Here is a 23,597-nt window from a genome sequence, read left to right on the forward strand (position 1 = left end):
TTTCTCGTTCAGGCTGAATCCCATGCATCCATTAGCACCCTCAGAATTCATTTTCCCAGATCCCATCGAAGCTGATCCAGATGGCCGGGGACTAATCTGCATCGGTGCTGACCTCTCCCCTTCTACGCTTTTTGAAGCCTATACCCATGGCCTGTTCCCCTGGTTTTCTGAAGGTGAACCGATTTGCTGGTGGAGTCCCGAACCACGCTGCATTATCCGTCCGCAGGATTATCATCCGAGTAAGTCATTAATTCGCAACATGAAAAAGTTTGATTATCAAATCACGGTCAATCAGGCTTTTGAACGGGTCATACGCTCTTGTGCCCTGCCGCGCAGCTATGCCGATGAAACCTGGATTTCGGAAGACATTATTGAGGGATATTGTCAGCTATTTGAAGCTGGTTATGGCTATAGTATTGAGGTATGGGATGAAGGCAAAGTCGTTGGTGGATTGTATGGCGTCACCATTGGACACGGCTGTTTTGGTGAGTCGATGTTCAGTACGCAAACCGATGTCTCAAAAATGGCGTTTTATACTTTAATGCTGATTGGACAGGAAAATAATTTGCCCTGGATTGACTGTCAATTGGTCAATGATCATCTACTCAGCCTGGGAGCCTGTACACTTTCTCGCCAAGCATATCTTAATTCGTTACAAGATGTTGTAAAACAGTCCGCTATCGATTGGAAAAAATATCAAGAGGGTGTATTTTCAAGTAAAACAATAGCGCAAAAAGCGCGTTTAATGGAATGAAAATAAAAGAGGGATTGCCATGAATTCGTATCACCCAAAGTCCCTGCTCAATGATTTACAGTATTACATTACGCCACCGCATAACTGTAGTTATTTGGAACAAAAATCGGCACGGATGGTCTTTTTAGATCCTGCCCATCGTATTGACGTGGTCAGCCTGTCTGAACTTTCACGTCTGGGGTTTCGTCGTAGTGGCGATTTTGTCTATCGTCCTGAATGCCATCTCTGCCGTCAATGTTTATCTTGCCGCGTACCTGTTTCCGAATTTGAAATGAACAATACGCAAAAGAAAGCATGGAAACGCAATCAGGATCTGACGGTCAAAATTACCCGCACAGCCGATGCTTCCAACATTCATTATCAGCTCTATGAACGCTACATCAATGAACGTCATGCTGATGGTGATATGTTCCCACCAAGTCTGGACCAATTCGAAAAATTTTTAGTCCATAGCTGTACGGACAGTTTCTTTATCGAATTCTGGAAAGATGACAAACTGCTGGCTGTTTCTAGCTGCGATCCGCTAGATGATGGAATTTCTGCGGTCTATACCTTCTTTGATCCTGATGAAAGTCGCCGTTCTCTAGGGGTTTTTGCCGTACTCAAACAGATTGAACATGTCAGAGCTTTAAGTTTGCCTTATGTCTATCTCGGTTATTGGGTTCCGCATTCCGATAAAATGAACTATAAATCGCAATATGTACCTTTGGAACTGTTGATTGATGGGCAATGGAGACGCTTAAACCGCTTGCTGAACCATGAAGAAATTCAGCAATTGGGTAACTCCCTTATGACGACATTACCTTCGGGCTGGAACAACCCCATCATCAAGTAATGTCACCATTCCTATTTAAACAAACTTGCAAAATCATCGGTGCATGCTTTCACCATAATGATGGCATGCTCTTTTGATCCATCCGGATTTGGATAATAATTTTTACGTAAATCGATTTGATGAAAATCTGCTTTTTCATACAACTTGATTGCAGGAGTGTTAGACTCCCGTACTTCCAGAAAAATTTGTACGGGATTATTTTTCAGCATAGCAAGCGATGCATCCAGTAGCTTAAAACCTAGACCTTTGCCCTGCTGAGATGGATCAATCGCCATCAACAGCAAATTCGCTTCATCCAGCACAGGTTGTAAAATACAGAATCCAACCACCTGACCATTTTGTTCAATCACTGTGCTCTGATAACTACTGACAGCTTCTTCAAACTGTTTAATGGTCCAGGGATGGCTTTGGACCAATCTTTCAATCTTTGCTACAGTCGATACATCCGCAGCTTGCATCAAACGAATCATCTTCGTTCATCTTATCTAGAATTAACCCTCGCATTATAAAAACTTTGTGATAAAAATCGAGTAAAAAAAAGAGCGATCATTATCGCTCTCTCATTTTTCAGCTTAAAAGGCTAATTTAGCCTTCCATTTTTCCAGTAAACTATGGGTATCGACATCATTCGGATGGAAACCTGGCTTGAAATACCACAACATTTCCTTGCCCATACCGGTAATCACGCCTTTAGATGGACTATAGGCATAGCTATAAATCTCCTGCAGTGAATCAAGGTTAAGCTGTTGATCCTGTTTTAAAAGACGTGCAAGGAAATAACTTTGTACGATAAATAAAGTGGCCATTGCAATCACCAATGAAGAAGTGCGCAGAGTATATGACTTCAATCCCTTACCAAAGACTTCTTCGAATACATCATATGCCACTGCTTTATGTTCATTTTCTTCAATTGCATGCCACATCCACATCGTTTTCATGGTTTCATCGGTCATGAGTTCCTGGATATGGGCATTGCTTAAAAGCTGCGATGCTATGGTCGCAGTAAAATGCTCAAGTGCCGTGGTTGCAGTCAAATCCACCATTTCCTGAGTAATACCCACAGGTTTAGCTATTTTCGCCATCAATTTACGTGTGGTCTGAATCACTTTATCAGTATAGCGATCTAAGGTCTGCACATCATGCCCATATCTTTGTGCTGATGCATTAAAAGCCACATGTTCCTGAGTATGCATAGCTTCCTGGCCAATAAAAGCAGAGATTTCCTTTTGTAACTCTACATTATCTTTTAAGGCAGGATGATGACGTACGGCACGAACACTGTCGATAAAAAATTTTTCGCCTGCAGGAAACAACGCTGATAGCGCTGTCATAAAGTGTGTCAACCCGGCTGAACCATTCATCCAGTATTCCGGTACGTGTTCAAAATCAAAGTTCATGCGGCGTACAGGAAAACTCGCACCGGCACGATTGCTCATATTAACCTTTACATTCATGATGCTTTACTCCTATCTAGCAACGATATAACTAGATTCACTTTTGTTTTTCTTGATTGTTATATTACGTGTTTAAAAACTTGCTATAAGTGCAGATAGGGTCAGGAAAATATCAGTTTAGGACATGAGGAGGAAAAATAATGATGAGTGAAATTATTTTTTCGACGCAAGGGATAAAGCACTGCTTTGTTCCGACGCAAGAGAAAAACTGATGATAAGTAAAATTATTTTTTCGACGCAGGAAAAAACAATGCGTCAAATCACTTCTTCGATACAAGAAATAAGCTAAGGTTATACAAGATAAATTTTAAAAAACGAATTAATAAAATAAAAACCATAAAAAAAGCGTCCCAGAGGGACGCTTTTTTTACACAATCAATACTTATGCAGTTACTTTAGCAACAACACCAGCACCAACTGTACGACCACCTTCACGGATCGCAAAACGTAGACCTGGGTCCATTGCGATTGGGTGGATCAATTCTACTGACATTTCTACGTTGTCACCAGGCATAACCATTTCAACGCCTTCTTTCAAAGAAATCGCGCCAGTTACGTCAGTTGTACGGAAGTAGAACTGTGGACGGTAACCGTTAAGGAATGGAGTGTGACGACCACCTTCTTCTTTAGAAAGTACGTATACTTCTGCATCGAATTTAGTGTGCGGCTTGATTGTACCTGGTTTAGCAAGTACTTGACCACGTTGAACGTCTTCACGTTTAGTACCACGTAGAAGAACACCACAGTTCTCGCCTGCACGACCTTCGTCAAGCAATTTACGGAACATTTCTACGCCAGTTACAGTTGTCTTAACTGTATCTTTGATACCAACGATTTCAACTTCTTCGCCTACTTTCACGATACCTGATTCAACACGGCCAGTTACTACTGTACCACGACCAGAAATTGAGAATACGTCTTCGATTGGCATCAAGAATGCTTTGTCGATTGCACGTTCTGGTTCTGGGATATAAGTGTCAAGCGCTTCAACAAGAGCAAGAACTGAAGATTCGCCATATTGACCAGCGTCACCGTTAAGTGCAGCCAAAGCTGAACCACGGATAACAGGAGTGTCATCACCAGGGAAGTCATAAGTAGAAAGAAGTTCACGAACTTCCATTTCAACCAGTTCAAGCAACTCTTCGTCGTCTACAAGGTCACATTTGTTCAGGAACACAAGGATGTAAGGTACACCTACTTGGCGAGACAAAAGGATGTGTTCACGAGTTTGTGGCATAGGACCGTCAGTCGCAGCACATACAAGGATTGCACCGTCCATCTGAGCAGCACCAGTGATCATGTTTTTAACATAATCGGCGTGTCCTGGGCAGTCTACGTGAGCGTAGTGACGAGATGGAGAATCGTATTCTACGTGTGAAGTATTAATGGTAATACCACGTGCTTTTTCTTCTGGTGCAGAGTCAATTGCTGCATAATCTTTCGCTTCACCGCCGTAAGTTTTTGCACAAATAGTTGCAATCGCAGCAGTTAAAGTAGTTTTACCATGGTCGACGTGACCAATTGTGCCCACGTTTACGTGTGGCTTGTTACGTTCAAACTTAGCCTTAGCCATGTTCATCTTCCTCGTTTACGTCGAACACAATCCTGAGTAAAACCCAGCTCCGACATGTCGTTTAAAAAATCAAACACCCAATACTTGAAAAGCAGACTAATAAGCCTGCTTTTTAAAATCTTTGCAACAAAGTTGCCAAACTGTATCTGGAGCTCTTATCGAGATTTGAACTCGAGACCTCTCCCTTACCAAGGGAGTGCTCTACCACTGAGCTATAAGAGCAAATAAAAACTTCAATGGAGCGGGAGACGAGGGTCGAACTCGCGACATGTAGCTTGGAAGGCTACCGCTCTACCAACTGAGCTACTCCCGCACGATGTTGGTATAAACCACTTATCGAAGTCTTAAAATTGGTGGTGAGAGAAGGATTCGAACCTTCGAAGCTTACGCGACAGAGTTACAGTCTGTTCCCTTTGACCGCTCGGGAATCTCACCATTTTACACTTACTTCAGTGTTGTTCTTTTACCCCACTACTCAAACTTCCAAGATGGTGCCGGCACACGGATTCGAACTGTGGACCTACTGATTACAAGTCAGTTGCTCTACCAACTGAGCTATGCCGGCGTTTCTTAGTGTTTCGTACGTTTCGTATCGGAACGGTGTGCAGTTTAGCAAAACTTAGAATCCGTGCAAGTGTTTTTTTCAAAAAAACCGTCAAAAACTCATAAAATCAATCCGTTTGACGATAATTCAACCGCTTTGATCACTGCGCGAGCTTTTATTTGGGTTTCATTCCATTCAGATTCAGGATTTGAGTCATAAACCAGACCTGCGCCAGCCTGAACATAGACCTTATTTTCACGAATTACACAGGTTCGAATGGCAATCGACATGTCCATTTCACCATGCCAGCCTAAATAACCCACAGCCCCGCCAAAAATTCCGCGTTTGACCGGCTCGACTTCGTCAATAATTTCCATGGCACGGATTTTAGGTGCACCCGAAAGCGTACCCGCCGGGAAAGTGGCTTTAAACACATCCAGCGCATCGACATCATCGCGAACTTCACCCTGCACATTCGAGACAATATGCATGACATGCGAATAACGTTCGATCACCATTTTATCCGTGACCTGCACTTTACCGATTTTTGACACACGCCCGACATCGTTACGCCCCAGATCAATCAACATCAAATGTTCAGCAATCTCTTTTTCATCAGAAAGTAGATCTTGCTCAAGTGCCAAATCTTCTTCTTTGGTTTTACCACGTGGACGCGTCCCAGCCAAAGGACGTACAGTCGCAATGCCATTTTCCAGACGCGATAAAATCTCAGGTGAAGATCCTACGATATGAAACGGCTTTTGATTATCTAACGTCCGCCCTTGAACCAAAAACAGATACGGCGATGGATTCAGATGACGCAAGGCACGATAAACCTGTAAAGGTTCGCCATCGAAATCCGAGACCATACGATGCCCCGGCACTACCTGCATGACATCGCCCGCTTTAATATATTCCTTCACCTTGGCAATCGACTCAATAAACTTGTCATGCCCGGTTAAAGACTCAAAATGGGGAGCGGTATGTTTTTTGGCTTGCAGGCTGATCGGGGTTGCCAGCGTATTTTCCAGTTCATCCAATTGAGCCAGGGCTTTGGCATAGGCCTCGGGATCATTTGCATCTGCATGTACAATCAGGAACAAGGTGTCTTTTAAGTTATCAAACACAATGACGGTTTTAGACAGCATCATCCAGATATCTGGCAAACCGACCGGATCGGCTTCAGGCACATTTTTTAGGCGCGGTTCAATATAGCGTACCGAATCATAGCCAAAATAGCCCACCAGCCCCCCGGTGAAGCTCGGTAAATCAGGCAAATCTTTTTGCGTCGGCACATGGAACTGCGCCTGAAAATCACGGATATACTGAAATGGGTCGCTACATGGCTGAGTATCAACAGAACCATCCACCTGCTGAACGGTTAATACACCACGGTTGCATGAAAAAACAGTGGACTCACCCAAACCGATAATGGAATAACGCGCCCAGTTCTCTCCCCCCTCGACCGATTCAAACAGATAGGCCTGACTGTGGTCTTTCAGACGCGCAAATACGGATAATGGGGTTTCGGTATCGGCCAAACGCTGACGATAAACCGGAATCAGGTTATAACCCTCAGATTTTAACTGTTCGAATTGAGCTTGAGTTGTCATGAGTATTCTCTATATGTTTTCGATATGGCTGGTTTAAGTTTGTTTTCCTGTAATCTGACTTAGTTTCGCCATCGAAAAACCATACAATTTCTCATTCCGCTATCCTTAATTTTCACTTATTGCGCAAGTAATTCTATTAAATCATCAACCACTTGTTGCGGCTGGCAATCATGAATATCTTCACCATGATTATAGCCATAGCTCACCACAATACAATCAACTCCTGCACGTCTTGCTGCTTCGACATCATTACTAGAGTCACCAATCATTAAGGTTTCTGCCGCAGTGACATTATATTCATCAACACAAAACAGCAACTGCCGTGGATGAGGTTTACGCTCTTCAAAACGGTCCCCGCCAATCACATCAACAAAATAATGACTCAAGCCGAGAGCGTCGACAATCGCACGTGCCGGCTGTTCGGGTTTGTTGGTGACACAAATCATCTGCTTATTGTTGCTTAAGCCCCAATCGAGAAACTCAACCACCCCCTTAAATGGCTGAGTATCCACACAGGGATCAGCATTATAAATATTTAAAAAAGTCGTCAACAATTGCTGATGCTGTTCAGGATCGACCTTTCCGGTGAGATATTGCAAAGTGCTATGGCAAAAAACAGAGGTTCCCTTGCCAATCCAGGTACGCACCTGTTGCTCTGTCACGGTGGGTAATTGCAAGACATTCAGACTCATATTCATGGCCCGATATAAATCAGATGCTGAGTCAACCAAAGTGCCATCCAAGTCAAATAAAATCAGTTCACGGCTTGCAAGTTTTGCTACAGACATCATTTCCCTCTTATGATTGATTTCGACCACACAGATACAATAAAGGCATGCGATTGCATGCCTTTATTGTATGTCGCGTGCAGGCTTATTTAAAGAATAACCAGGCAATGATTGCAAGGATAATCAATACAACAATGGAGATTAGGCCCACCGATGCATTTTTCTGCTCTTCCTTGACTTGCTCTACACGTGATACCGGTGTTTCAATCGCGATGGGTGTTTGCTTCTCGGGAATTGCACTCAAGTCCACACCTTCAGGAATGGGTGCAGGTTTCGGGATGGCAACCCCTTGTGGCATACCATCACGACTCAGCTGAACGCTGGCATCGCGCTCGGTCAGTTCAGGCATACCCTGATCATTCATTTGCTGTGCTGCAGTCTTTGGCATTTCCGTTTCTACAGGTTGTTTAACTGCTGGCCCTTCCTGATTTAATGCAGCGACGGTCTGTTCAATCTCAAGCGGCACATCTATTGCTTGAGCAGGTTCTAGAACTGAAAATTTCAGGCTTGCGAACTGAACAATATCCCCTTCTTTTAACAAGGTTTCATGTTCAATACGTACATCATTGACAAAGGTGCCATTGGATGAGTTTAAATCTTGCAGCCATAAGGCTTGGTCTTTGAGCAAGAAAGCCGCATGTTTACGGGAAATTTCCCCGGCCTGCAATACGATATCTGCACTCTGATGGCGCCCGACCAACATATCACGGTCGATGCTGATTTCCTGTCCCGTTAATTCACCGGTAATTGCTTGTATTTTCCAAGTCATGAAATGCACTTCTCTTTGTGATTTTGAATCATCATATCACGGCAAATATTCAATTCTTTAGCCACGCTGTCAAGAACCAGAACGAATCGTGGTTGTGGTCACGGTATTTTTGGTTTTTTTAACCTCGGTCACCGGCATAGCAACACTTTGTTTCTGTACTACCGGTTCTATCGCAACCGGTGTGCTAAACGTGGCTGTATTGGGCTGATTTTGGGTTGCTGATGGCAATGTTTGATAATGAGAGGCTTTCGGTGCCGATGAGGTAACCGGAATGCGCTGCTGATAAATATCTTCTACATTTTCAGGTAATTTGGCAAAAGTACCATCCTGATCCATGGCCAACTGCAAGCTGTACAACTGGCTATAACGCTGCTGCGACAAACGGCGCACATCATTACTATCTCCAACAATCGTGGGATGAATAAAGACCAGCAAATTACGTTTTTCATTGGATTTGGCATCGGCACGGAAGAGACGCCCCAAACCTGGTATTGCACCCAAACCCGGTACCGACTGACGGCTATGAATCGAGTTGTCGGAAATTAAGCCACCCAAAACAATAGTCTGTCCATGTTCTGCCAGAATCGAGGTTTTAATGGCACGCTTACTGGTGACCAGATCCTGGGCCTGACCTTTGTCCTGTACCGCAGAAACTTCCTGCTCGACTTCAAGACGCACCGAACCACCTTCCCCAATATGCGGCACCACCTTTAACGTAACACCGACATCCTTGCGTTCTACCGTGGTATAAGGATTCAACCCCGCTGAAGTCGTGGTTGCAGAACCGGTCACAAACGGCACGTTCTGTCCCACTACAATATAGGCCTCTTCATTATCCATGGTGACAATGGAAGGTGTCGAGAGCAGATTGGACTTGGTTTTGCTTTTTAGCGCCTGAATCAATGCGCCATAAAGTTTGCGTGAACCGTTATCACTTTCCCTGTAATCGCCAAGTAACAGCGAGGTACCAGTACCTAAATTGGCCGCAGCACCTGCCGCACCACCAGATACATATCCGGCAGCAAGCTCGGCAATACTTGCACCGACATTGCTAAAGTTGATTAAGCCGACGCCGTTGGTCAGATCACCCAAAGCCCACTGCACACCCAGCTGATCGGCATCATTGCCTTCCACTTCAATAATGGCAGCCTCAATCAGGACCTGTTGACGTCGGATATCCAGCTGCTGAATGGCCGATTCAATTTCACGCATCAGTTGTGGATCAGCTTTCACCACCAATGAATTTTGGCTGTCATCAGCAATAATACTGACGCCATTAGCATTAAAACTGGTGATGCTATTCTGATTGCTACTGTTTGATCCTGCACCCAGATTAATACTTGGGGTCGAAATACTGGAAGAACTGCTACTAGATGAACTACTGCCCGAATTGTTATTGTTTGAATTGTTCACCAAATTATTGTTTGATGAACTATTTGAATTGGATGAACTGGATAGCGACTGACCAGATACCAGCCCCTGTAAGATTTCCGCCAGGTTTTTGGCACTGGCATATTTTAAGCGAAACACTTTTAAACCACCCAGACGATCTGCTGCCGGTACATCCAGCATTTCAATCATCTGGCGGATGCGTTTGCGTGTTGCCGTGTCACCTTTCAATACAATGCGGTTGGTGCGGGTATCTGCAATGATACGGATACGGGAACCTTTTAAATCTCTGGCTGCGCCGGTAGAGCTCATAGATTCCAACAAACCAATCATTTCTTCAGCCTGACTGGATTGCAGGCTCACCGCTTCAATGTCATTTTGTCCGGTACCATCCAGATTACGGATAATGGTTTCCAGCTGATAAATATTGCTGGCACGGTCTGACACAATCAGCGCATTGGTTCCAGCCACTGCCGATAAATGGGCAAATTGCGGCATCAATGGACGGATGGCAGGAATCAGGTCATTCGGGTTGGTGTTTTCCAGCCAGATCACCCGTGTGACAATCTGGTCCCCAGTCGCACGGTGCTTGCTGTCAAAAGGCACACCGGAACTTTTGACATTGCTATCTGGAACCAGTTTGATGGTATTGCCTGAAGGAATGGCGACCACACCATTCACGTTCAATACGCCCAGAAACAGATCGTAGACTTCGGCTTTATTTAAAGGCTTATTGGAAATGACCGTGACATTGCCGCGCACACGCGGATCAACAGCAAAATTCTTCCCGGTAATATCAGCTACTTCATTAATAAATGCAGTTAAATCAGCATCTCGTAAGTTGATTTTCCATGTTTGCGCTTGAGTAGAGGTACTCACCATAGCAATCAGGGGTGCAGCCGCGAATAAAGCCCACACTGGACGATGATGATTAAATAAAGCCATAAAGTTTCGTGCTTCCTAATCCTGTAAGGTGACGATGCATCACTTAAAAATTTTGTTGTATGGTCATCACTTGATCACCACGCTTTATTTCTATTTTGACCTGACCTTCACGTCGAGCCTGTTCCAGCAGCTGGGCATCACTTTGCCCCTGCCCCACAGCCTGTCCATTTAAAGACATGATCCGGTCACCTGGTTGCAGTCCCAGCTTACTGCGCAATGCCGCTGGCGTTCTTGCCGTAACTTCATAGCCCCCACTCGCTGCATTGACCCCCATATCTTTTAAATACTGATCACGATCTTCCTGTATCTTCTGCACCGCCTGCCCTAAAGCATTTTGTTCCTGACTGGGCATAGGCAGTGTGGTCTGATTATTCATCGGTAAGCTGTTTGTTGCTACAGGCGGAATAATGCTCTGATCCAGACCATTTTCCATACCTTTGAATTGTAGTTCTCGCGTAGTCCCATTACTTTGACGCAACACTACCCGATCCCAGTACACTTCAGCCAACTGATAAGAGGTTGGGGCAATATTTTCACCCACCTGATAGCGATCGGCCTGATCATTGACTTTAATGACTGCGGAGGAAAACTGATTGGGATGACCGACCACCACACCTTGCAAAATCAAATTAGCCGTGTCTTCTGCCGCAGCTGTTCTACCTGCTTCCTGAAACAGGGCAAATGAAGAAATATTGGGTACCTGTGGCTGGTGTGAACCCAGCTCAACACGGTCCAGCTGCATGACCTGAGGCGGTGCCACCAGCAGCCAAAAAATGTTTGCCAACTTCCAGCATAAATATAAAATCAGCAGGACCAAAAATAAGGGAGCAATGCGGTCTGTCTGCTTCCAGTTGAGTTGTTGAATTTTTTCTAACCACTGATTCATTATTAGAGGCCACCTTTAAACAAAGGTTGGCGCGAACTCACCACATAGGTATCCAAACCAGCTTTACCATTATAGGAAGATATATTCAGCAGCAGACGTTGAGTCAACCGCAGATCGAGCATCACGTTTTGATCCAGTTCCAATGCCATCAGCTTTTGATCACGCTGATCCCGGATATCAAAAAACAGCTTATTATTTTCATCCGACAATTTTCCTTTCAAGGAAGGAATATTCATTTGATCCTGACGCTGGGCATAATTATAAACCAGCTCGCCACCCGCCCATTGCAACTGACCTTCAGCCCCGGCAAAACCCTGTTCTTTTTTAAAATTAAAATTGATATCCTGCAATTGAATGGCATTGGCCGGCCACTGCCATTCCACCAGATGTTTCAGCGTTTCCGGCGCAACCTGGCCATTCAAGTCATGGACCATTATTTTTTTGCCAAAACCATAGCCAACAACGGCATCGAGCTGGGTATTCCCACTATGTAACTCTATGTTTGCCCCCAAACGCAGCAAAAAAATATCCAGAGGGCGTGTTTTCCAACTCAACGACCCGGTTAAATTGCCCATCTGCCAATCTGCTTGCCCCTGCCAAATATTACCGCTGACGTTTTGTAAAATCTGGTTGTTTTTATAAAATTTTGAAATCAGCCAAGCCGCTGGAATTTGGAGTAATATGAACATTAAAAAGACACTGACGGAGAAAATCCACCAGGTGATATATTTGGGTTTTTTAATCATCCCACCACGACCCACATGTCAATTATTCTTCCCTTAACACGAATATTATATTTCTACCCCATTATGCACACTTTTTTCTCAACGCCAATTCCAAGTGATAAAAAATAGATATAAAAAAACCACGCTTAAAAGCCTGGTTTTTTTAATTTAATTCGATTAGATGACTATCTGATGAATATTTCCATCAAATGAGAAAATCTTCTAATTTTGCACCACTTTCAAGTTCTGCAACCAACCAGCGCGGTTGTTTACCACGACCAGTCCAAGTATCTGCTGAATTCTTTTTGCTGCGATAACGTGGTTCTACAGATTTGCGTGTACTTTTCTTACGCTTGGTTGCACCAAACTCTAAAATTTGTTCAATGCTTAAACCAACGTTATCAGCAATGTCCAAAATTTGCTGATAGGCATCTTCAACTGCCTGATCATTTTTAGAAGCAATTAATGCTTCAGCTTCAACTTGTAAACGCTTTAACTCTTCAACAGATAAATTACTAATGTCGGGCATCATATTAACTCCAAAAAAGGCTTTATATTTTTTTAATTAAAACTAGCTCATAATATTTTTATTATTTAAAACATTCAATAGAATTTTTTAAATAAATAAAAATTAGCTAAACAGATTTTACGGCCCACTATATTGGAAAAACCTTAATTTAAAATTAAATGTTTTACGCTTAACTCAATTTCTGTAATTTTATGGCGAATAATTTCTGGTATTTCCGTTTTAAGCATGTTGTGCTTATTTACACAGACAATCACTGCTTCTGCCACGGCAACAGTTTTTTGTTGCGACTCGCTCCATAATAAATAGCTCATACGAAAGGCACTATTACGAATTTCCTCAACACGCACACCAATTTTAAGCTGGTCTGGATAAAATAGCGGACTAATATATTTGCATTGGTTAGAAGCAACCACTGTATAAACATCCTGTGCAAAAATATTCAAGACATCCATATAAAAAATGCGGGCACTTTCGATATAACGATAATACATCACGTTATTTACATGCCCAAAAGCATCCATATCGCCCCAAGCAACAGACTGATCATAAATCACCGGATAATCGGACAGAGTGAGCATATTCCTTGCCTTTATATTTTTATTTCTACAAAATTTGCATTATTTTCAAAAATTAAATTTAACTGCTTAATCAAATCATCCTGACCTTTTAAAGTAGATTTAATTCTTAAATAATTCATCATCACATTATCTGGGTATAACTTCAGCAATTGGTCAGCTTCAGCCGCTCTTGCAGTAGCGGTATATACATGCCACTTCGCAAAGGCAAATACAGGTAAAGAAGGATATTTACTTTCCCAATAGTCAATTCGTTGCTCAACCATTAAATAATCTGGACTTTGCTTTAATAATTGCTGCTGGAACCATAAATAAAAAACGTCTTGATTAAACTGTTGATCCAGTAAATGTAAGACCAAGGCTTCATGCTGCTGGCTCATTTCCGGCATACGTGATAACAGCTTTAACCATAACACTTTAATCTCATAATCACGGCTATAAATCTGGTCCTGCAAGTCTAAATAGCGCTGTTGCAAATTTTGTAAACTTTCGATATTGGCCTGATCAAAATTAACCAATAATTGCTGTAACCATTCCTGTTTTTTTTCTGTGCCCAGATGTCCATATTTAGTCGAGCGTAAATACATCCAGGGAAACTGAATGGCAAACTTTTCCCATAAACTGGTTAATCTTAAATCATATGCACTTTTTACATCTTTTAACCAGGGTGAAAGCTCATGTTGATTTAAGAATTCAAGATGGGTTAATGCTTGCTCGACATCATTTTGCGACAGGTAAATTTCTATACGCTGTATTTCGGCCAATTCAAATGCCATGGCATTACTTTGGTTTAAGATGGCAAGTGCTTGGGGATATTGCTGCTGCATCCAATACAAACGGGAACCAATAATCCCCTTTAATAAACCCGATTGAGAAAAGACGTTTTGAATAAATTGATGTTGATCTTGTGCTGCCTCTAATAACCAAATTACTGCCAACTGTTCATAAGGGTGCAAGTTTTTAAAATTAAAAACTGTTTCCAGCTTTCGTTGTTCCCGGGTTAAATAACGTTTAATGAGCAACCACAATAATTGGATCAACAGGCTTAAACTGGCCAGAATAATAAACATGATCCAGATATTGGTTTGAATTTGCCATTCACGCCAGTATAAATAAACATAACCTGCGCCATACCCATAACTTAAAACACTTAAACCTGCAATAATAAGTAGGCTGATAAAAGCATAGGCCTGTAAAATCTGCTTCATGAATTTATCATCCCAATAATGCACGTGTATTTAAACTAGGCGTCGGCAAAACTGTAAATCCTTTGATCTTCTGGATATTCTGAATCAGCTGTCGCGACTTCTCATCGGGGATTTGATTTAATAGCTGAATAATTTCGGTCAGGGATTTTTGATACTCTAAATATTGTCCCTGTTTTAAGGCTTGTTGCGCAACGAGCAGTCGGAGCTGCGCTTCTTTTAAAATTAACGGACGCTGCATAAGCGCCGTAGCAGGTTGTTTCGCAGGTTCAATCACCAGCCAGCGTTGCCAGAAAGATTTACCCGATGCCTGGCTCGCGTTTAATTGGGGTGCATGTAACTCTTGGGCCAGCGCAGCATCAAGTTGCTGAATAAGCGCATCCACTTTGATTTGCTGAGCCATCCGCTCACTGACAAAATGCTGAATAAGCTGATGATCTTTGGCAATAACCTGATGCAGACTTTGCTTCAATGGTGCCGCAAGGGCATATTGCTCAAGACTTTGATCCAAACGGGTTAATTTATCCAGAGCTGCGGTAAATTGTTGTTGCTGCAACATAAATTCAATTAATTCTAGTTGCTGTTTAATCACCACAACTGGATCAATACTTGCTGCCTGAATGGTTTTTAAATTCTCTGCAGCCTGCGAACTTGCCGGTGCAGACTCTCCTGTCAGCATGACTTTGCGCTGTAAAGCGACAAATTGATCATTTAAATTTGCATTATTCTGTTCGATTCGATGCAGACTGGTATTTAATTCTGTTTGTTGTGCAGTAAGATTAAATAAGTCATAACTTAATTTAGCAATCCAGAGTAAACTTAAAATAAATAATAAAATGAGTATTTTCTTCATGTGTTTCCTTGCACAACAACAAGCTTCTGCAGAATTGAATCTGTTTTTAAATCAGGTAGTCGCGTGATATTAAAACATGTTGCCTGATTTTTTTTATAATTCGAAACAACTTGATACAGGCGCTCCCCTAAAACCAGATAATACCCTCTTGCAATAAGGTGCTTCTGATGTTGCATGAGCTGAATCCAGTTTAACCAACCCGCTTCGCTACTGACCACCATAGCATACTGTTTTTGTTTTTCTAATAAAGCTAATATATTAGCTAAATCTTGCTGAGTAAATACAGGACAACGGCGCTCATATAAAATAAAATTTAGAATTCGCATGCCTTGCTGTTTTAACTGATCCATCATAAACATCCGTCCCCCTTCACCACGCCAAAAAGCCAGACACTGACCTGAATTGAGGGTTTGTAAAACAGGAAGCTGTAACATTCCTTCCGATGTTTCAACTTTGGGGACTTCGGCAGAAATACCATATTGTGCCAGAGCCTGAGCAGTGCGATCCCCGACTGCAATCCACTGAATATGTTTAAGCTGATCCAGCGTTATGCATGATTGTTTTAAATAATCCATGCCGATTTGCACGGCCGTGGGACTCACCACCACAATCACCTGAGCAGCAGGCAATTGCTGATAAAGTTCAGACAAGTCAGCTGACCAGGGTCGAGGCAGCAATTGCAATAAAGGTAAATCCAACACCTCAATTTGAGCCATACGTAAGGCATGACTCAAACTTTCTGCACGGTCCTGCGGACGTGTATTGATAAACAGCATATTAATACAGGGCTTTCAATAAATCGCCAGCGCCTTGTTCAACTAATTTTTGCGCTAGCATTTCACCCAGCTCTACAGCCTGTTCAGGTGTTCCGCTCAGTTTAGCTTTTAATAAAGTCGCACCATCTACACTACCAACACGACCTTCAATATGTAATTGACCTTCAATTAAAGTCGCATGCCCTGCAATCGGGACCTGACAGCCCCCTTCCAAATAGGCATTAAATGCGCGTTCTGCACGTACACACACATCAGTTTCGCGATGTAACAGCGGTAAAATAAGCTCCAGCACAGCCTGATCTGCCGCACGACATTCCAGACCAAGCGCCCCCTGTCCAACTGCCGGCAAGCTCACTTCCGCTGGCAGCGTATGACGAATACGTTCAGCCAGCCCCAAACGCTTTAAACCCGCACTTGCCAAGATAATAGCATCATAAAGACCTGCATCCAGTTTGGATAAACGCGTCCCCACGTTGCCCCGTAAATCGATAATTTCCAAATCGGGACGGGCTTTTAAAATCTGGCTTTTACGACGCAGGCTCGATGTACCCACTTTGGCACCTTGTGGCAAGTCATCAAAACTTGCATAAGTATTAGACACAAAGGCATCCAGCGGATCTTCACGCTCACAGATCACCGCAAGGCTCAGTCCTTCAGGCAAGGCCATCGGCACATCTTTCATTGAATGCACCGCCAAGTCTGCACGACCATCCAGCAGGGCTGCTTCCAATTCTTTAACAAAAAGTCCTTTTCCGCCAATCTTGGCTAAAGGCGTATCCAGAATTTTGTCACCTTGGGTGACGAAGGTCACTAACTCAACTTTAAGATCCGCATGTAATGCTTCCAAACGGGCACGAATATGTTCCGCCTGCCATAAAGCAAGCGGGCTTTGTCGAGTTGCAATCTTCAAAATCTTCATAAATCCAAGAAACAGTCAATAAGTGCGTTAGTGTAAACTTAACGCGCTGACTGGAAAATGCAAGTAAATTTGCATTCTCCTCGTCACCTAAATTTATGAAAACAGATTTAGATCTTTTGGATGCGTTCTCTTAAATTGGGCAGGTGACGTCTGCTGACGGCCAGGCGCTCTTCCAGTTCACGGCAACGCACCTGATACTGCCCCGAACTGATCACTTCAAGACCATCCAGGAAATGTACTGAAACCAAAGCATTGCGATGAATTCGAATAAACTGGTCGCCAAATTCGTTTTCCAAATCTTTTAAGGTTTCATCGATCAGTACACTGCCATTTTTATGCCGTACCGTGACATATTTTTGATCTGCCAAAAAATAATAAATATTTTCTACAGGAATCAATTCCACACCACGATAGGTTTTCGCCACAATCTGGTGGCGTTTTATATTGAGTTCGTCCATATCTTCTTTTTGTTTTAAAGTGCTCATTTGTGCTTGAGTCAGTTTTGTTAAATGATCTAATACCTGTTGCAATTCCTGCTGCATCACCGGTTTTAGCAAATAGCCTTCTGCATGCGACTTAAATGCCTCCAAAGCATGTTCATCATAAGCCGTACAAAAAACAATAGCGGGCATAGGATCAAGCTGGCGCAAATATTCAGCACAGCTCAAGCCGTCCATTTCAGGCATTTGAATATCTAACAGTACTACATCTGGCTCATAGAATTGAGTCATTTCAATTGCTTGCTGCCCATAACTTGCAGTGGCAACCACCTGATGTCCCAATTGCGTAACTAGACGTGACAAACGCTCTACGGCGAGAGGTTCATCATCGCAAATCAGGATGTCCATTTCTCCTCCTTCACAGTCAACATCATTTTTTTTATAGGTTAACCATGACTTTTTTATTTATATCGATATTGCACAACTGTGGTAAATATTCCCTTCCCCGCATATGTCTGAAAAGTTGCAGAGTGCCCATAATAAGCCTCAAGCCGCTGCTTAACATTTTCAACTGCAATACCATGCCCCTGTCGTAAATTTATTTTATCCTGTGTATAAGGGTTAGTAATGACTATATTGACTTGATTTTGCAATATTTCGATCAATATGCTTATCGTACTCTTTGTTAGAATTTTTTCAACTCCATGAAAAATACTATTTTCCACTAAAGGTTGTAAAGTTAATAAAGGAATTTGTATCTGAGAAAATAGAACTTCATCGTCATATTTCCACTCTACCTGTAAGCGATCCCCCAAGCGAATCTGCTCAATGGCCAGATAACGCTGGCACAGTTCAATTTCATCTTTTAAGCGCACCAGTTTAAGTTCTTTAAAACTGGCCCGAAATAGCTGTGATAAATTCAGTAACATTTGTTCAGCTTTATCTGGATCAATGCTAATTAAACTAATCACAGTATTCAGGCTATTAAATAAAAAATGCGGATGAATCCGCGCTTGCATGGCCTGAATACGTGCATTTAATTCACTGTTTTGCTGACACGCCCATTGTTCTCGCATATACAAATAGCGAAAACAAAGGCTTCCAATCAGTACGCCATAACTGAGATGTAGTCCCGTTCCATCGAATAAAACCTGTAACGTCAAATGCTGGAATTGAAAATTTTGTCCAAAGAAAATAACACCGTTCAACACCACCGTGGTCAATAACACAATAATCTGCAGTAAAACAAAGCCCGCAACCAAGGTCTGTCCAAAACTGAAGTGCTGGATTTTGCTCTGCAGGCGCTCAATCAAGGCAACAAAAGCCAGTAAAACCCAATCAATGAACAATATATATTGCAGCAGACGACCCACACTTAAAGCCGTCCAGGATTGTGCTTCTGCCAAGGCCAAGATGACCGCCAAAATATTGCTGGCAATAAATAATTCTATTAGATGTTGCCAATGCCCTATTTTCGTAAAAAAATAGGCGTCATTGTTTTTCCGATCATCTGTATAGGTCGAAGCTGGATCTCTTTGTTTTTCGGCAAGTGATTCTGAATTTGCTATACTCTTGTTCAAATTACTGCTTTTTATTTTATTGAGCCGATATGACCACATCTTCTAATTCCTCAAATCCGTCACAAGCCCAAACTTCGGGTATGTGGGGCGGTCGTTTCTCTGAAGCTACTGACGCATTTGTTGCTGAATTTACAGCATCTGTTCAATTTGACCAACGCTTTTATAAACAAGATATTGCAGGTTCTATTGCGCATGCAACCATGCTTGCCAAAGTAGGCGTTTTAACAGAACAAGAACGCGATGACATCATTAACGGTTTAAATACCATTAAAGCTGAAATCGAAGCAGGTGATTTCGAATGGCGCATTGACCTAGAAGATGTGCACATGAATATCGAGTCGCGCTTGACCAGTCGTATTGGCATCACCGGTAAAAAACTGCATACCGGTCGTAGCCGTAACGACCAGGTGGCGACAGACATCCGTTTATATGTACGTGATGAAATTGATGCGATTTTAGAGTTATTGCAAAAATTACAAAAAGGCATTTTGGGTCTGGCGGCGAAAAATACCAATACCATTATGCCGGGCTTTACCCATCTGCAAACTGCTCAGCCAGTGACTTTTGGTCACCACTTGATAGCGTGGTTTGAAATGCTGGTACGTGATTCTGAGCGTTTGATTGACTGCCGTAAACGTGTGAATCGCTTGCCACTTGGTTCTGCTGCACTTGCAGGTACCACCTATCCGATCGAGCGTGAATACACGGCTGAACTTTTAGGTTTTGAAGCAGTATGTGAAAACTCGCTGGATGCTGTATCTGACCGTGACTTCGGCATTGAATTCAATGCTGCTGCATCTTTAATTATGATGCACTTGTCACGTATGTCTGAAGAAATGATCCTGTGGACTTCTGCGCAATTCAAATTTGTCAACATTCCAGACCGTTTCTGTACCGGCTCTTCAATCATGCCGCAAAAGAAAAATCCGGATGTTCCAGAGTTGATTCGTGGTAAGACTGGCCGCGTATACGGCGACTTGATGAGTCTATTAACGCTGATGAAAGGTCAACCTTTGGCCTATAACAAAGATAACCAGGAAGATAAAGAACCATTATTTGACGCAATCGATACTGTTCGTGGTTCATTGATGGCATTTGCTGACATGATTCCTGCATTGGTTCCAAATGTTGAAATCATGCGTGAAGCTGCGTTACGTGGTTTCTCGACTGCAACTGACCTTGCAGATTACCTGGTGAAAAACGGCGTAGCGTTCCGTGATGCGCATGAAATTGTCGGCAAAGCGGTTGCGCTAGGTGTGCAAGAAGGTAAAGACCTGTCTGAATTAACACTTGAACAGCTGCAACAGTTTTCTGGCCTGATTCAAGCTGACGTATTTGAAAAAGCATTGACTCTTGAAGCCTCTGTCAATGCGCGTAACCATATTGGTGGTACTGCACCTGCACAGGTTGAAGCAGCGATTGCTCGTGCTTACGCTCGTTTAGAAAAACTTTACGCTTAAGGAAAACGGATATGTCTCGACAAGTATTTTGCCGTAAATATCAAACAGAAATGGAAGGTTTAGACTTTGCCCCCTTCCCGGGTGCAAAGGGTCAGGAACTGTTTGATACCGTGTCCAAACAGGCCTGGCAGGAATGGCTTAAACACCAGACTACGTTGATCAATGAAAAACGCCTAAACGTGTTTGAACCGGACGCGAAAAAATTTCTTGAAGAACAGCGTGAGAAATTCTTTAACAATGATGAATCACTGGAAAAAGCTGAAGGCCTAAAGCCTGAGGCGTGATAAAGCGGAGCACTGCTCCGCCACACCGCAAGGCAAGAGCTTTGCTCGCGCAGGCTTTAATCTAAAAAGAATCCCCTTTTATTGGGGATTTCTTTTTTAAGCTGATCTGAATTTTACGCAAGACAAGCGAAGCGCGTAGTTTTGACTGTCAAAAGGGAATCTCAAAAGATTCCATTTTTAGCTGAGGAAGCTATTCACTTAAATCCATGCTAACAATATTCGTTTCCGGGTAATTTAATTGTCAAAAACATGTCTTATAGGGCCTTTTTATTTTTTCTGAAAAATCCAAATTAGGCATTCATTTTCTATTTATTTGGTAATTTAAAAAATTCTACTTATTCCATAAACCTTTTAAACATTTAGAAATAACTGTAATTCAAAACTACATTTCTCAATAAAACGATACATTACAATACAATAACCTACATGATTTGGCAGTTGTCCTCCCCTATACTTGGTCTCAAGTAGATGGTTAAACATCTTATAACAACTATAAATATCCCCGATTTCAATCCTAGATTTCCCCCAAAATCTAGGATTTTTTTTATTTGCTATTTTTAATCCTTATCTTTTCCCGAAAGGCTTATAGAAATAAAAAAACGCCCCTTTAGGACGTTTTTTATTTTTAAAGCTGAACCTAAGGCTGTTTTAAATAGGGCCATGCAGCCTTTAAATAAATAAACATCGACCATAACGTCAGCACTACAGCAGTGTAAAGCAATGCATAAGCCAGCATTTCAAATGGTTGCCAATTCAGTAAAAATACTGAAATCGCAATCATCTGGAAAGCGGTTTTATATTTACCTACAGTCGAGACAGCCACGCTGGTACGTGCCCCAAGCTCTGCCATCCACTCGCGTAAGGCAGAAACCGTAATTTCACGTGAAATAATGACAATCGCGGCAAAAGCCATAGAAATGGTGGGTTGCCATTGCACCAGAACAATCAATGCAGCCGCAACCATCAGCTTATCCGCTACAGGGTCCAAAAAACGGCCAAATGCAGAAGTTTGATTGAGTGAGCGGGCCAAATAGCCATCAAACCAGTCCGTGACAGCAGCAATGACAAAAATGGCTGTTAAAATAACGTGACGAGTCATATTTGTATCATGACCCGAAACACCCACTGCAGGGGGCCAATAGGCCACCAGCAAGAAAACAGGTATTAAAGCAATACGCGCCAAAGTCAAGATATTTGGAATATTCAGGATGCGACCTGTAGTCATAGACACCGCCAATTTTTCCCCTTTATGTACAATGAAAAACCACACATATTTTGAGGATTGATTCATCGTTAGTGAGAGTCACTTTATACGAATTGCTATAAAGTGTCACTAGGCAAACACGGTAACTGTCTGTCTGGAAATCGCAATCAGTCTGTTTGCTGCATCCCAAAGATAAGCATACTCGGTCGAATAACCTTCAGCAGCATAATCGGTAAATACTTTATATTTAAACCAATCATGCAGATGACTGTTTAAAGGGTGCACATAGGTCACATGCCAGGTCAGCGAACTGGCCGGTGCGAATGTCTTAAACATCGGCAAGACGCCAGGAGGCCACATATCGAAGGCCACCATCAAGTCGGCGATGCTCATTTCCCGATTGTCATGCCGATCCGGATTAAAACGCATCCAGCCACTAAAATCCGGTTTCACACTGCCAGTGCATGGATACTGTCCATCTACCCAAACCAGATCCATCTGTCCAAAACATTCCGGGGCTAAAGGATGATGCTCCGCAATGTTTAATTGCTCAGGCATAGGAAATTCAGGTGCAAGTCGTTCCTGTTGTACGGAAATAGTCGACTGGCGATGCATGCCAAAACTGGCAATCAAAATACTTTGCACAGCATCGTCCTGCCAGAGCCGCACTTCAACCGTGGTCACGGACTTGCCTTGACGTAAAATTTCAGCACTCAATCGAACTGGTGCCAGCTGGACTGGACCAACAAAAGTGACACTGGTACTTAACAGCTGTTTTTCTGCATCTGCAACCGCGAGCAAGGCTTTGTGCATCATCATCCCGGCCACCAGTCCACCATAAATGGTGCGCCCCTGTAACCAGCCTTGCGGAATATCGACCCATTCATTCTGTTCAATCGCAGTGAATAATTGGCGCAGTGACATCCTTCGTCCCTTGGATTTTTTTATTGGCTCTATCTTTCACTTATTTTGGACTGTTGTGAATGATCAATGACTGCTGCGTCAGTGAGCACTTTGGCCAATCTGTCCGAATTTATTCATGCAATACCTTATAAATGGTACGAGCCATCACATCGCCCAGCCCGGGCACCAGCTTCAAGTCATTTTCCGATGCTTTCAGTACCCCCTGTATACCGCCAAAATGGGTGAGCAAGTCACGGCGGCGTTTCGGCCCCAGTCCGGGAATTACTTCCAGTACCGACGAGCCACGTTTCTTGTCGCGTTTGGCCCGATGTTTGGTAATGGCAAAACGGTGTGCTTCATCGCGTACCTGTTGAATCAGATGCAGTGCTTTATGGTCTTCTGGCAACTGAATTTTTGTACCATCAGTAAAATGCAAGGTTTCTAGACCAGGCTTACGTCCCTCTCCCTTGGAAACTCCGACCATAAAGGCATCCAGCCCCAGCTCCTGCATCACTTCCATCGCCATATGTAACTGACCTTTACCGCCGTCAATCAGCAGTAAATCCGGCAACATGGCTTTTTTATAACGGCGGG

Annotated in this window: 24 protein-coding genes and 4 tRNA genes; 4 read left to right on the plus strand and 24 right to left on the minus strand. The window is 42.9% G+C overall.

All coding sequences use genetic code 11. The features are described from left to right. Positions 1-22: 22 nt before the first annotated feature. Both aat and B9T38_RS08805 read left to right on the plus strand, forming a co-directional pair. Positions 23-754: a leucyl/phenylalanyl-tRNA--protein transferase gene (gene aat / locus B9T38_RS08800; RefSeq protein ID WP_086196436.1), complete on the plus strand. Its 732-nt coding sequence runs from the start codon at positions 23-25 to the stop codon at positions 752-754. A 19-nt stretch (positions 755-773) separates the two neighbouring features. Then, a complete protein-coding gene (locus B9T38_RS08805; protein ID WP_086196437.1) occupies positions 774-1,589 on the plus strand; it encodes an arginyltransferase in 816 nt (271 codons plus the stop codon). An 11-nt stretch (positions 1,590-1,600) separates the two neighbouring features. On the opposite strand, the gene rimI is transcribed toward B9T38_RS08805, so the two are convergent. The 21 genes from rimI to B9T38_RS08910 form a co-directional block, all read right to left on the minus strand. Further along, positions 1,601-2,059, minus strand: a complete 459-nt coding sequence (gene rimI / locus B9T38_RS08810; RefSeq protein ID WP_086196438.1) for a ribosomal protein S18-alanine N-acetyltransferase — start codon at positions 2,057-2,059, stop codon at positions 1,601-1,603. Positions 2,060-2,161: 102 nt separating this feature from the next. Continuing rightward, a complete protein-coding gene (locus B9T38_RS08815) occupies positions 2,162-3,043 on the minus strand; it encodes a metal-dependent hydrolase (RefSeq protein ID WP_086196439.1) in 882 nt (293 codons plus the stop codon). Positions 3,044-3,425: 382 nt separating this feature from the next. Next, positions 3,426-4,616, minus strand: a complete 1,191-nt coding sequence (gene tuf / locus B9T38_RS08820; protein WP_086196440.1) for an elongation factor Tu — start codon at positions 4,614-4,616, stop codon at positions 3,426-3,428. A 147-nt stretch (positions 4,617-4,763) separates the two neighbouring features. Continuing rightward, a tRNA-Thr gene (locus B9T38_RS08825) sits at positions 4,764-4,838 on the minus strand. Between the two features lie 15 nt (positions 4,839-4,853). Continuing rightward, positions 4,854-4,929 (minus strand) — tRNA-Gly (locus B9T38_RS08830). 38 nt (positions 4,930-4,967) lie between these two features. Next, positions 4,968-5,051 (minus strand) — tRNA-Tyr (locus B9T38_RS08835). 54 nt (positions 5,052-5,105) lie between these two features. Then, positions 5,106-5,181, minus strand: a tRNA-Thr gene (locus B9T38_RS08840). Positions 5,182-5,279: 98 nt separating this feature from the next. Next, positions 5,280-6,773 (minus strand): anthranilate synthase component I, encoded by a 1,494-nt coding sequence (gene trpE, locus B9T38_RS08845; RefSeq protein ID WP_086196441.1) that lies wholly within the window; start codon positions 6,771-6,773, stop codon positions 5,280-5,282. Between the two features lie 116 nt (positions 6,774-6,889). Further along, positions 6,890-7,561, minus strand: coding sequence for a phosphoglycolate phosphatase (locus tag B9T38_RS08850; protein ID WP_086196442.1), 672 nt, complete (start codon positions 7,559-7,561; stop codon positions 6,890-6,892). A gap of 85 nt (positions 7,562-7,646) precedes the next feature. Further along, positions 7,647-8,330 carry an FHA domain-containing protein gene (locus tag B9T38_RS08855; protein ID WP_086196443.1) on the minus strand — a complete coding sequence of 228 codons (684 nt, stop codon included), beginning with the start codon at positions 8,328-8,330 and terminating at the stop codon, positions 7,647-7,649. Between the two features lie 69 nt (positions 8,331-8,399). Further along, positions 8,400-10,664, minus strand: a complete 2,265-nt coding sequence (gene gspD / locus B9T38_RS08860; RefSeq protein WP_086196444.1) for a type II secretion system secretin GspD — start codon at positions 10,662-10,664, stop codon at positions 8,400-8,402. 43 nt (positions 10,665-10,707) lie between these two features. After that, on the minus strand, positions 10,708-11,550 hold the full coding sequence (locus B9T38_RS08865) for a type II secretion system protein N (RefSeq protein ID WP_086196445.1): 843 nt from the start codon (positions 11,548-11,550) through the stop codon (positions 10,708-10,710). A gap of 2 nt (positions 11,551-11,552) precedes the next feature. Beyond that, positions 11,553-12,296 (minus strand): type II secretion system protein N, encoded by a 744-nt coding sequence (gspN, locus tag B9T38_RS08870; protein WP_086196464.1) that lies wholly within the window; start codon positions 12,294-12,296, stop codon positions 11,553-11,555. 184 nt (positions 12,297-12,480) lie between these two features. Next, the gene (locus B9T38_RS08875) at positions 12,481-12,807 is read right to left on the minus strand and encodes an H-NS histone family protein (RefSeq protein ID WP_086196446.1); all 327 of its coding nucleotides are present in this window, start codon (positions 12,805-12,807) and stop codon (positions 12,481-12,483) included. Positions 12,808-12,947: 140 nt separating this feature from the next. Then, a complete protein-coding gene (locus B9T38_RS08880) occupies positions 12,948-13,382 on the minus strand; it encodes an acyl-CoA thioesterase (RefSeq protein WP_086196447.1) in 435 nt (144 codons plus the stop codon). Positions 13,383-13,393: 11 nt separating this feature from the next. Beyond that, a complete protein-coding gene (locus tag B9T38_RS08885; protein WP_086196448.1) occupies positions 13,394-14,587 on the minus strand; it encodes a hypothetical protein in 1,194 nt (397 codons plus the stop codon). Between the two features lie 7 nt (positions 14,588-14,594). Further along, a complete protein-coding gene (locus tag B9T38_RS08890) occupies positions 14,595-15,437 on the minus strand; it encodes a hypothetical protein (protein ID WP_086196449.1) in 843 nt (280 codons plus the stop codon). Continuing rightward, positions 15,434-16,213, minus strand: a complete 780-nt coding sequence (locus B9T38_RS08895; protein WP_086196450.1) for a uroporphyrinogen-III synthase — start codon at positions 16,211-16,213, stop codon at positions 15,434-15,436. Before B9T38_RS08895 ends, B9T38_RS08890 begins: the two co-directional genes overlap by 4 nt. Position 16,214: 1 nt before the next feature. Next, positions 16,215-17,132 carry a hydroxymethylbilane synthase gene (gene hemC, locus B9T38_RS08900; RefSeq protein ID WP_086196451.1) on the minus strand — a complete coding sequence of 306 codons (918 nt, stop codon included), beginning with the start codon at positions 17,130-17,132 and terminating at the stop codon, positions 16,215-16,217. Positions 17,133-17,239: 107 nt separating this feature from the next. Then, positions 17,240-17,980, minus strand: coding sequence for a LytR/AlgR family response regulator transcription factor (locus B9T38_RS08905; RefSeq protein ID WP_086196452.1), 741 nt, complete (start codon positions 17,978-17,980; stop codon positions 17,240-17,242). 53 nt (positions 17,981-18,033) lie between these two features. Beyond that, the gene (locus B9T38_RS08910; protein WP_086196453.1) at positions 18,034-19,191 is read right to left on the minus strand and encodes a sensor histidine kinase; all 1,158 of its coding nucleotides are present in this window, start codon (positions 19,189-19,191) and stop codon (positions 18,034-18,036) included. On the opposite strand from B9T38_RS08910, the gene argH reads away from it, so the two are divergent. Further along, positions 19,182-20,612 carry an argininosuccinate lyase gene (argH, locus tag B9T38_RS08915; RefSeq protein WP_171263212.1) on the plus strand — a complete coding sequence of 477 codons (1,431 nt, stop codon included), beginning with the start codon at positions 19,182-19,184 and terminating at the stop codon, positions 20,610-20,612. The genes B9T38_RS08910 and argH overlap by 10 nt on opposite strands. 11 nt (positions 20,613-20,623) lie before the next feature. Further along, positions 20,624-20,896, plus strand: coding sequence for an oxidative damage protection protein (locus B9T38_RS08920; RefSeq protein ID WP_086196454.1), 273 nt, complete (start codon positions 20,624-20,626; stop codon positions 20,894-20,896). A gap of 637 nt (positions 20,897-21,533) precedes the next feature. On the opposite strand, the gene pgsA is transcribed toward B9T38_RS08920, so the two are convergent. From pgsA to B9T38_RS08935, 3 genes are all read right to left on the minus strand, one after another. Further along, positions 21,534-22,121 (minus strand): CDP-diacylglycerol--glycerol-3-phosphate 3-phosphatidyltransferase, encoded by a 588-nt coding sequence (gene pgsA / locus B9T38_RS08925; protein WP_086196466.1) that lies wholly within the window; start codon positions 22,119-22,121, stop codon positions 21,534-21,536. Positions 22,122-22,229: 108 nt separating this feature from the next. Then, entirely contained in the window at positions 22,230-23,024 is a 795-nt protein-coding gene (locus B9T38_RS08930; protein ID WP_086196455.1) for an acyl-CoA thioesterase, read from the minus strand. A 109-nt stretch (positions 23,025-23,133) separates the two neighbouring features. Next, positions 23,134-23,597: helix-hairpin-helix domain-containing protein (locus B9T38_RS08935; protein WP_353615846.1), on the minus strand; the 464-nt coding region annotated here is incomplete at its 5' end.

This window comes from Acinetobacter sp. ANC 4218, from assembly GCF_002135245.1.
Taxonomy (GTDB): Bacteria; Pseudomonadota; Gammaproteobacteria; order Pseudomonadales; family Moraxellaceae; genus Acinetobacter.

What these genes read in the sequence shown, in the direction of transcription:
- aat (WP_086196436.1), top strand. Translation starts at nt 23, where the DNA reads ATGCATCCATTAGCACCCTCAGAATTCATTTTCCCAGATCCCATCGAA.
- B9T38_RS08805 (WP_086196437.1), top strand. Translation starts at nt 774, where the DNA reads ATGAATTCGTATCACCCAAAGTCCCTGCTCAATGATTTACAGTATTAC.
- rimI (WP_086196438.1), bottom strand. Translation starts at nt 2,059, where the DNA reads ATGATTCGTTTGATGCAAGCTGCGGATGTATCGACTGTAGCAAAGATT.
- B9T38_RS08815 (WP_086196439.1), bottom strand. Translation starts at nt 3,043, where the DNA reads ATGAATGTAAAGGTTAATATGAGCAATCGTGCCGGTGCGAGTTTTCCT.
- tuf (WP_086196440.1), bottom strand. Translation starts at nt 4,616, where the DNA reads ATGGCTAAGGCTAAGTTTGAACGTAACAAGCCACACGTAAACGTGGGC.
- trpE (WP_086196441.1), bottom strand. Translation starts at nt 6,773, where the DNA reads ATGACAACTCAAGCTCAATTCGAACAGTTAAAATCTGAGGGTTATAAC.
- B9T38_RS08850 (WP_086196442.1), bottom strand. Translation starts at nt 7,561, where the DNA reads ATGTCTGTAGCAAAACTTGCAAGCCGTGAACTGATTTTATTTGACTTG.
- B9T38_RS08855 (WP_086196443.1), bottom strand. Translation starts at nt 8,330, where the DNA reads ATGACTTGGAAAATACAAGCAATTACCGGTGAATTAACGGGACAGGAA.
- gspD (WP_086196444.1), bottom strand. Translation starts at nt 10,664, where the DNA reads ATGGCTTTATTTAATCATCATCGTCCAGTGTGGGCTTTATTCGCGGCT.
- B9T38_RS08865 (WP_086196445.1), bottom strand. Translation starts at nt 11,550, where the DNA reads ATGAATCAGTGGTTAGAAAAAATTCAACAACTCAACTGGAAGCAGACA.
- gspN (WP_086196464.1), bottom strand. Translation starts at nt 12,296, where the DNA reads ATGATTAAAAAACCCAAATATATCACCTGGTGGATTTTCTCCGTCAGT.
- B9T38_RS08875 (WP_086196446.1), bottom strand. Translation starts at nt 12,807, where the DNA reads ATGATGCCCGACATTAGTAATTTATCTGTTGAAGAGTTAAAGCGTTTA.
- B9T38_RS08880 (WP_086196447.1), bottom strand. Translation starts at nt 13,382, where the DNA reads ATGCTCACTCTGTCCGATTATCCGGTGATTTATGATCAGTCTGTTGCT.
- B9T38_RS08885 (WP_086196448.1), bottom strand. Translation starts at nt 14,587, where the DNA reads ATGAAGCAGATTTTACAGGCCTATGCTTTTATCAGCCTACTTATTATT.
- B9T38_RS08890 (WP_086196449.1), bottom strand. Translation starts at nt 15,437, where the DNA reads ATGAAGAAAATACTCATTTTATTATTTATTTTAAGTTTACTCTGGATT.
- B9T38_RS08895 (WP_086196450.1), bottom strand. Translation starts at nt 16,213, where the DNA reads ATGCTGTTTATCAATACACGTCCGCAGGACCGTGCAGAAAGTTTGAGT.
- hemC (WP_086196451.1), bottom strand. Translation starts at nt 17,132, where the DNA reads ATGAAGATTTTGAAGATTGCAACTCGACAAAGCCCGCTTGCTTTATGG.
- B9T38_RS08905 (WP_086196452.1), bottom strand. Translation starts at nt 17,980, where the DNA reads ATGGACATCCTGATTTGCGATGATGAACCTCTCGCCGTAGAGCGTTTG.
- argH (WP_171263212.1), top strand. Translation starts at nt 19,182, where the DNA reads ATGACCACATCTTCTAATTCCTCAAATCCGTCACAAGCCCAAACTTCG.
- B9T38_RS08910 (WP_086196453.1), bottom strand. Translation starts at nt 19,191, where the DNA reads ATGTGGTCATATCGGCTCAATAAAATAAAAAGCAGTAATTTGAACAAG.
- B9T38_RS08920 (WP_086196454.1), top strand. Translation starts at nt 20,624, where the DNA reads ATGTCTCGACAAGTATTTTGCCGTAAATATCAAACAGAAATGGAAGGT.
- pgsA (WP_086196466.1), bottom strand. Translation starts at nt 22,121, where the DNA reads ATGACTACAGGTCGCATCCTGAATATTCCAAATATCTTGACTTTGGCG.
- B9T38_RS08930 (WP_086196455.1), bottom strand. Translation starts at nt 23,024, where the DNA reads ATGTCACTGCGCCAATTATTCACTGCGATTGAACAGAATGAATGGGTC.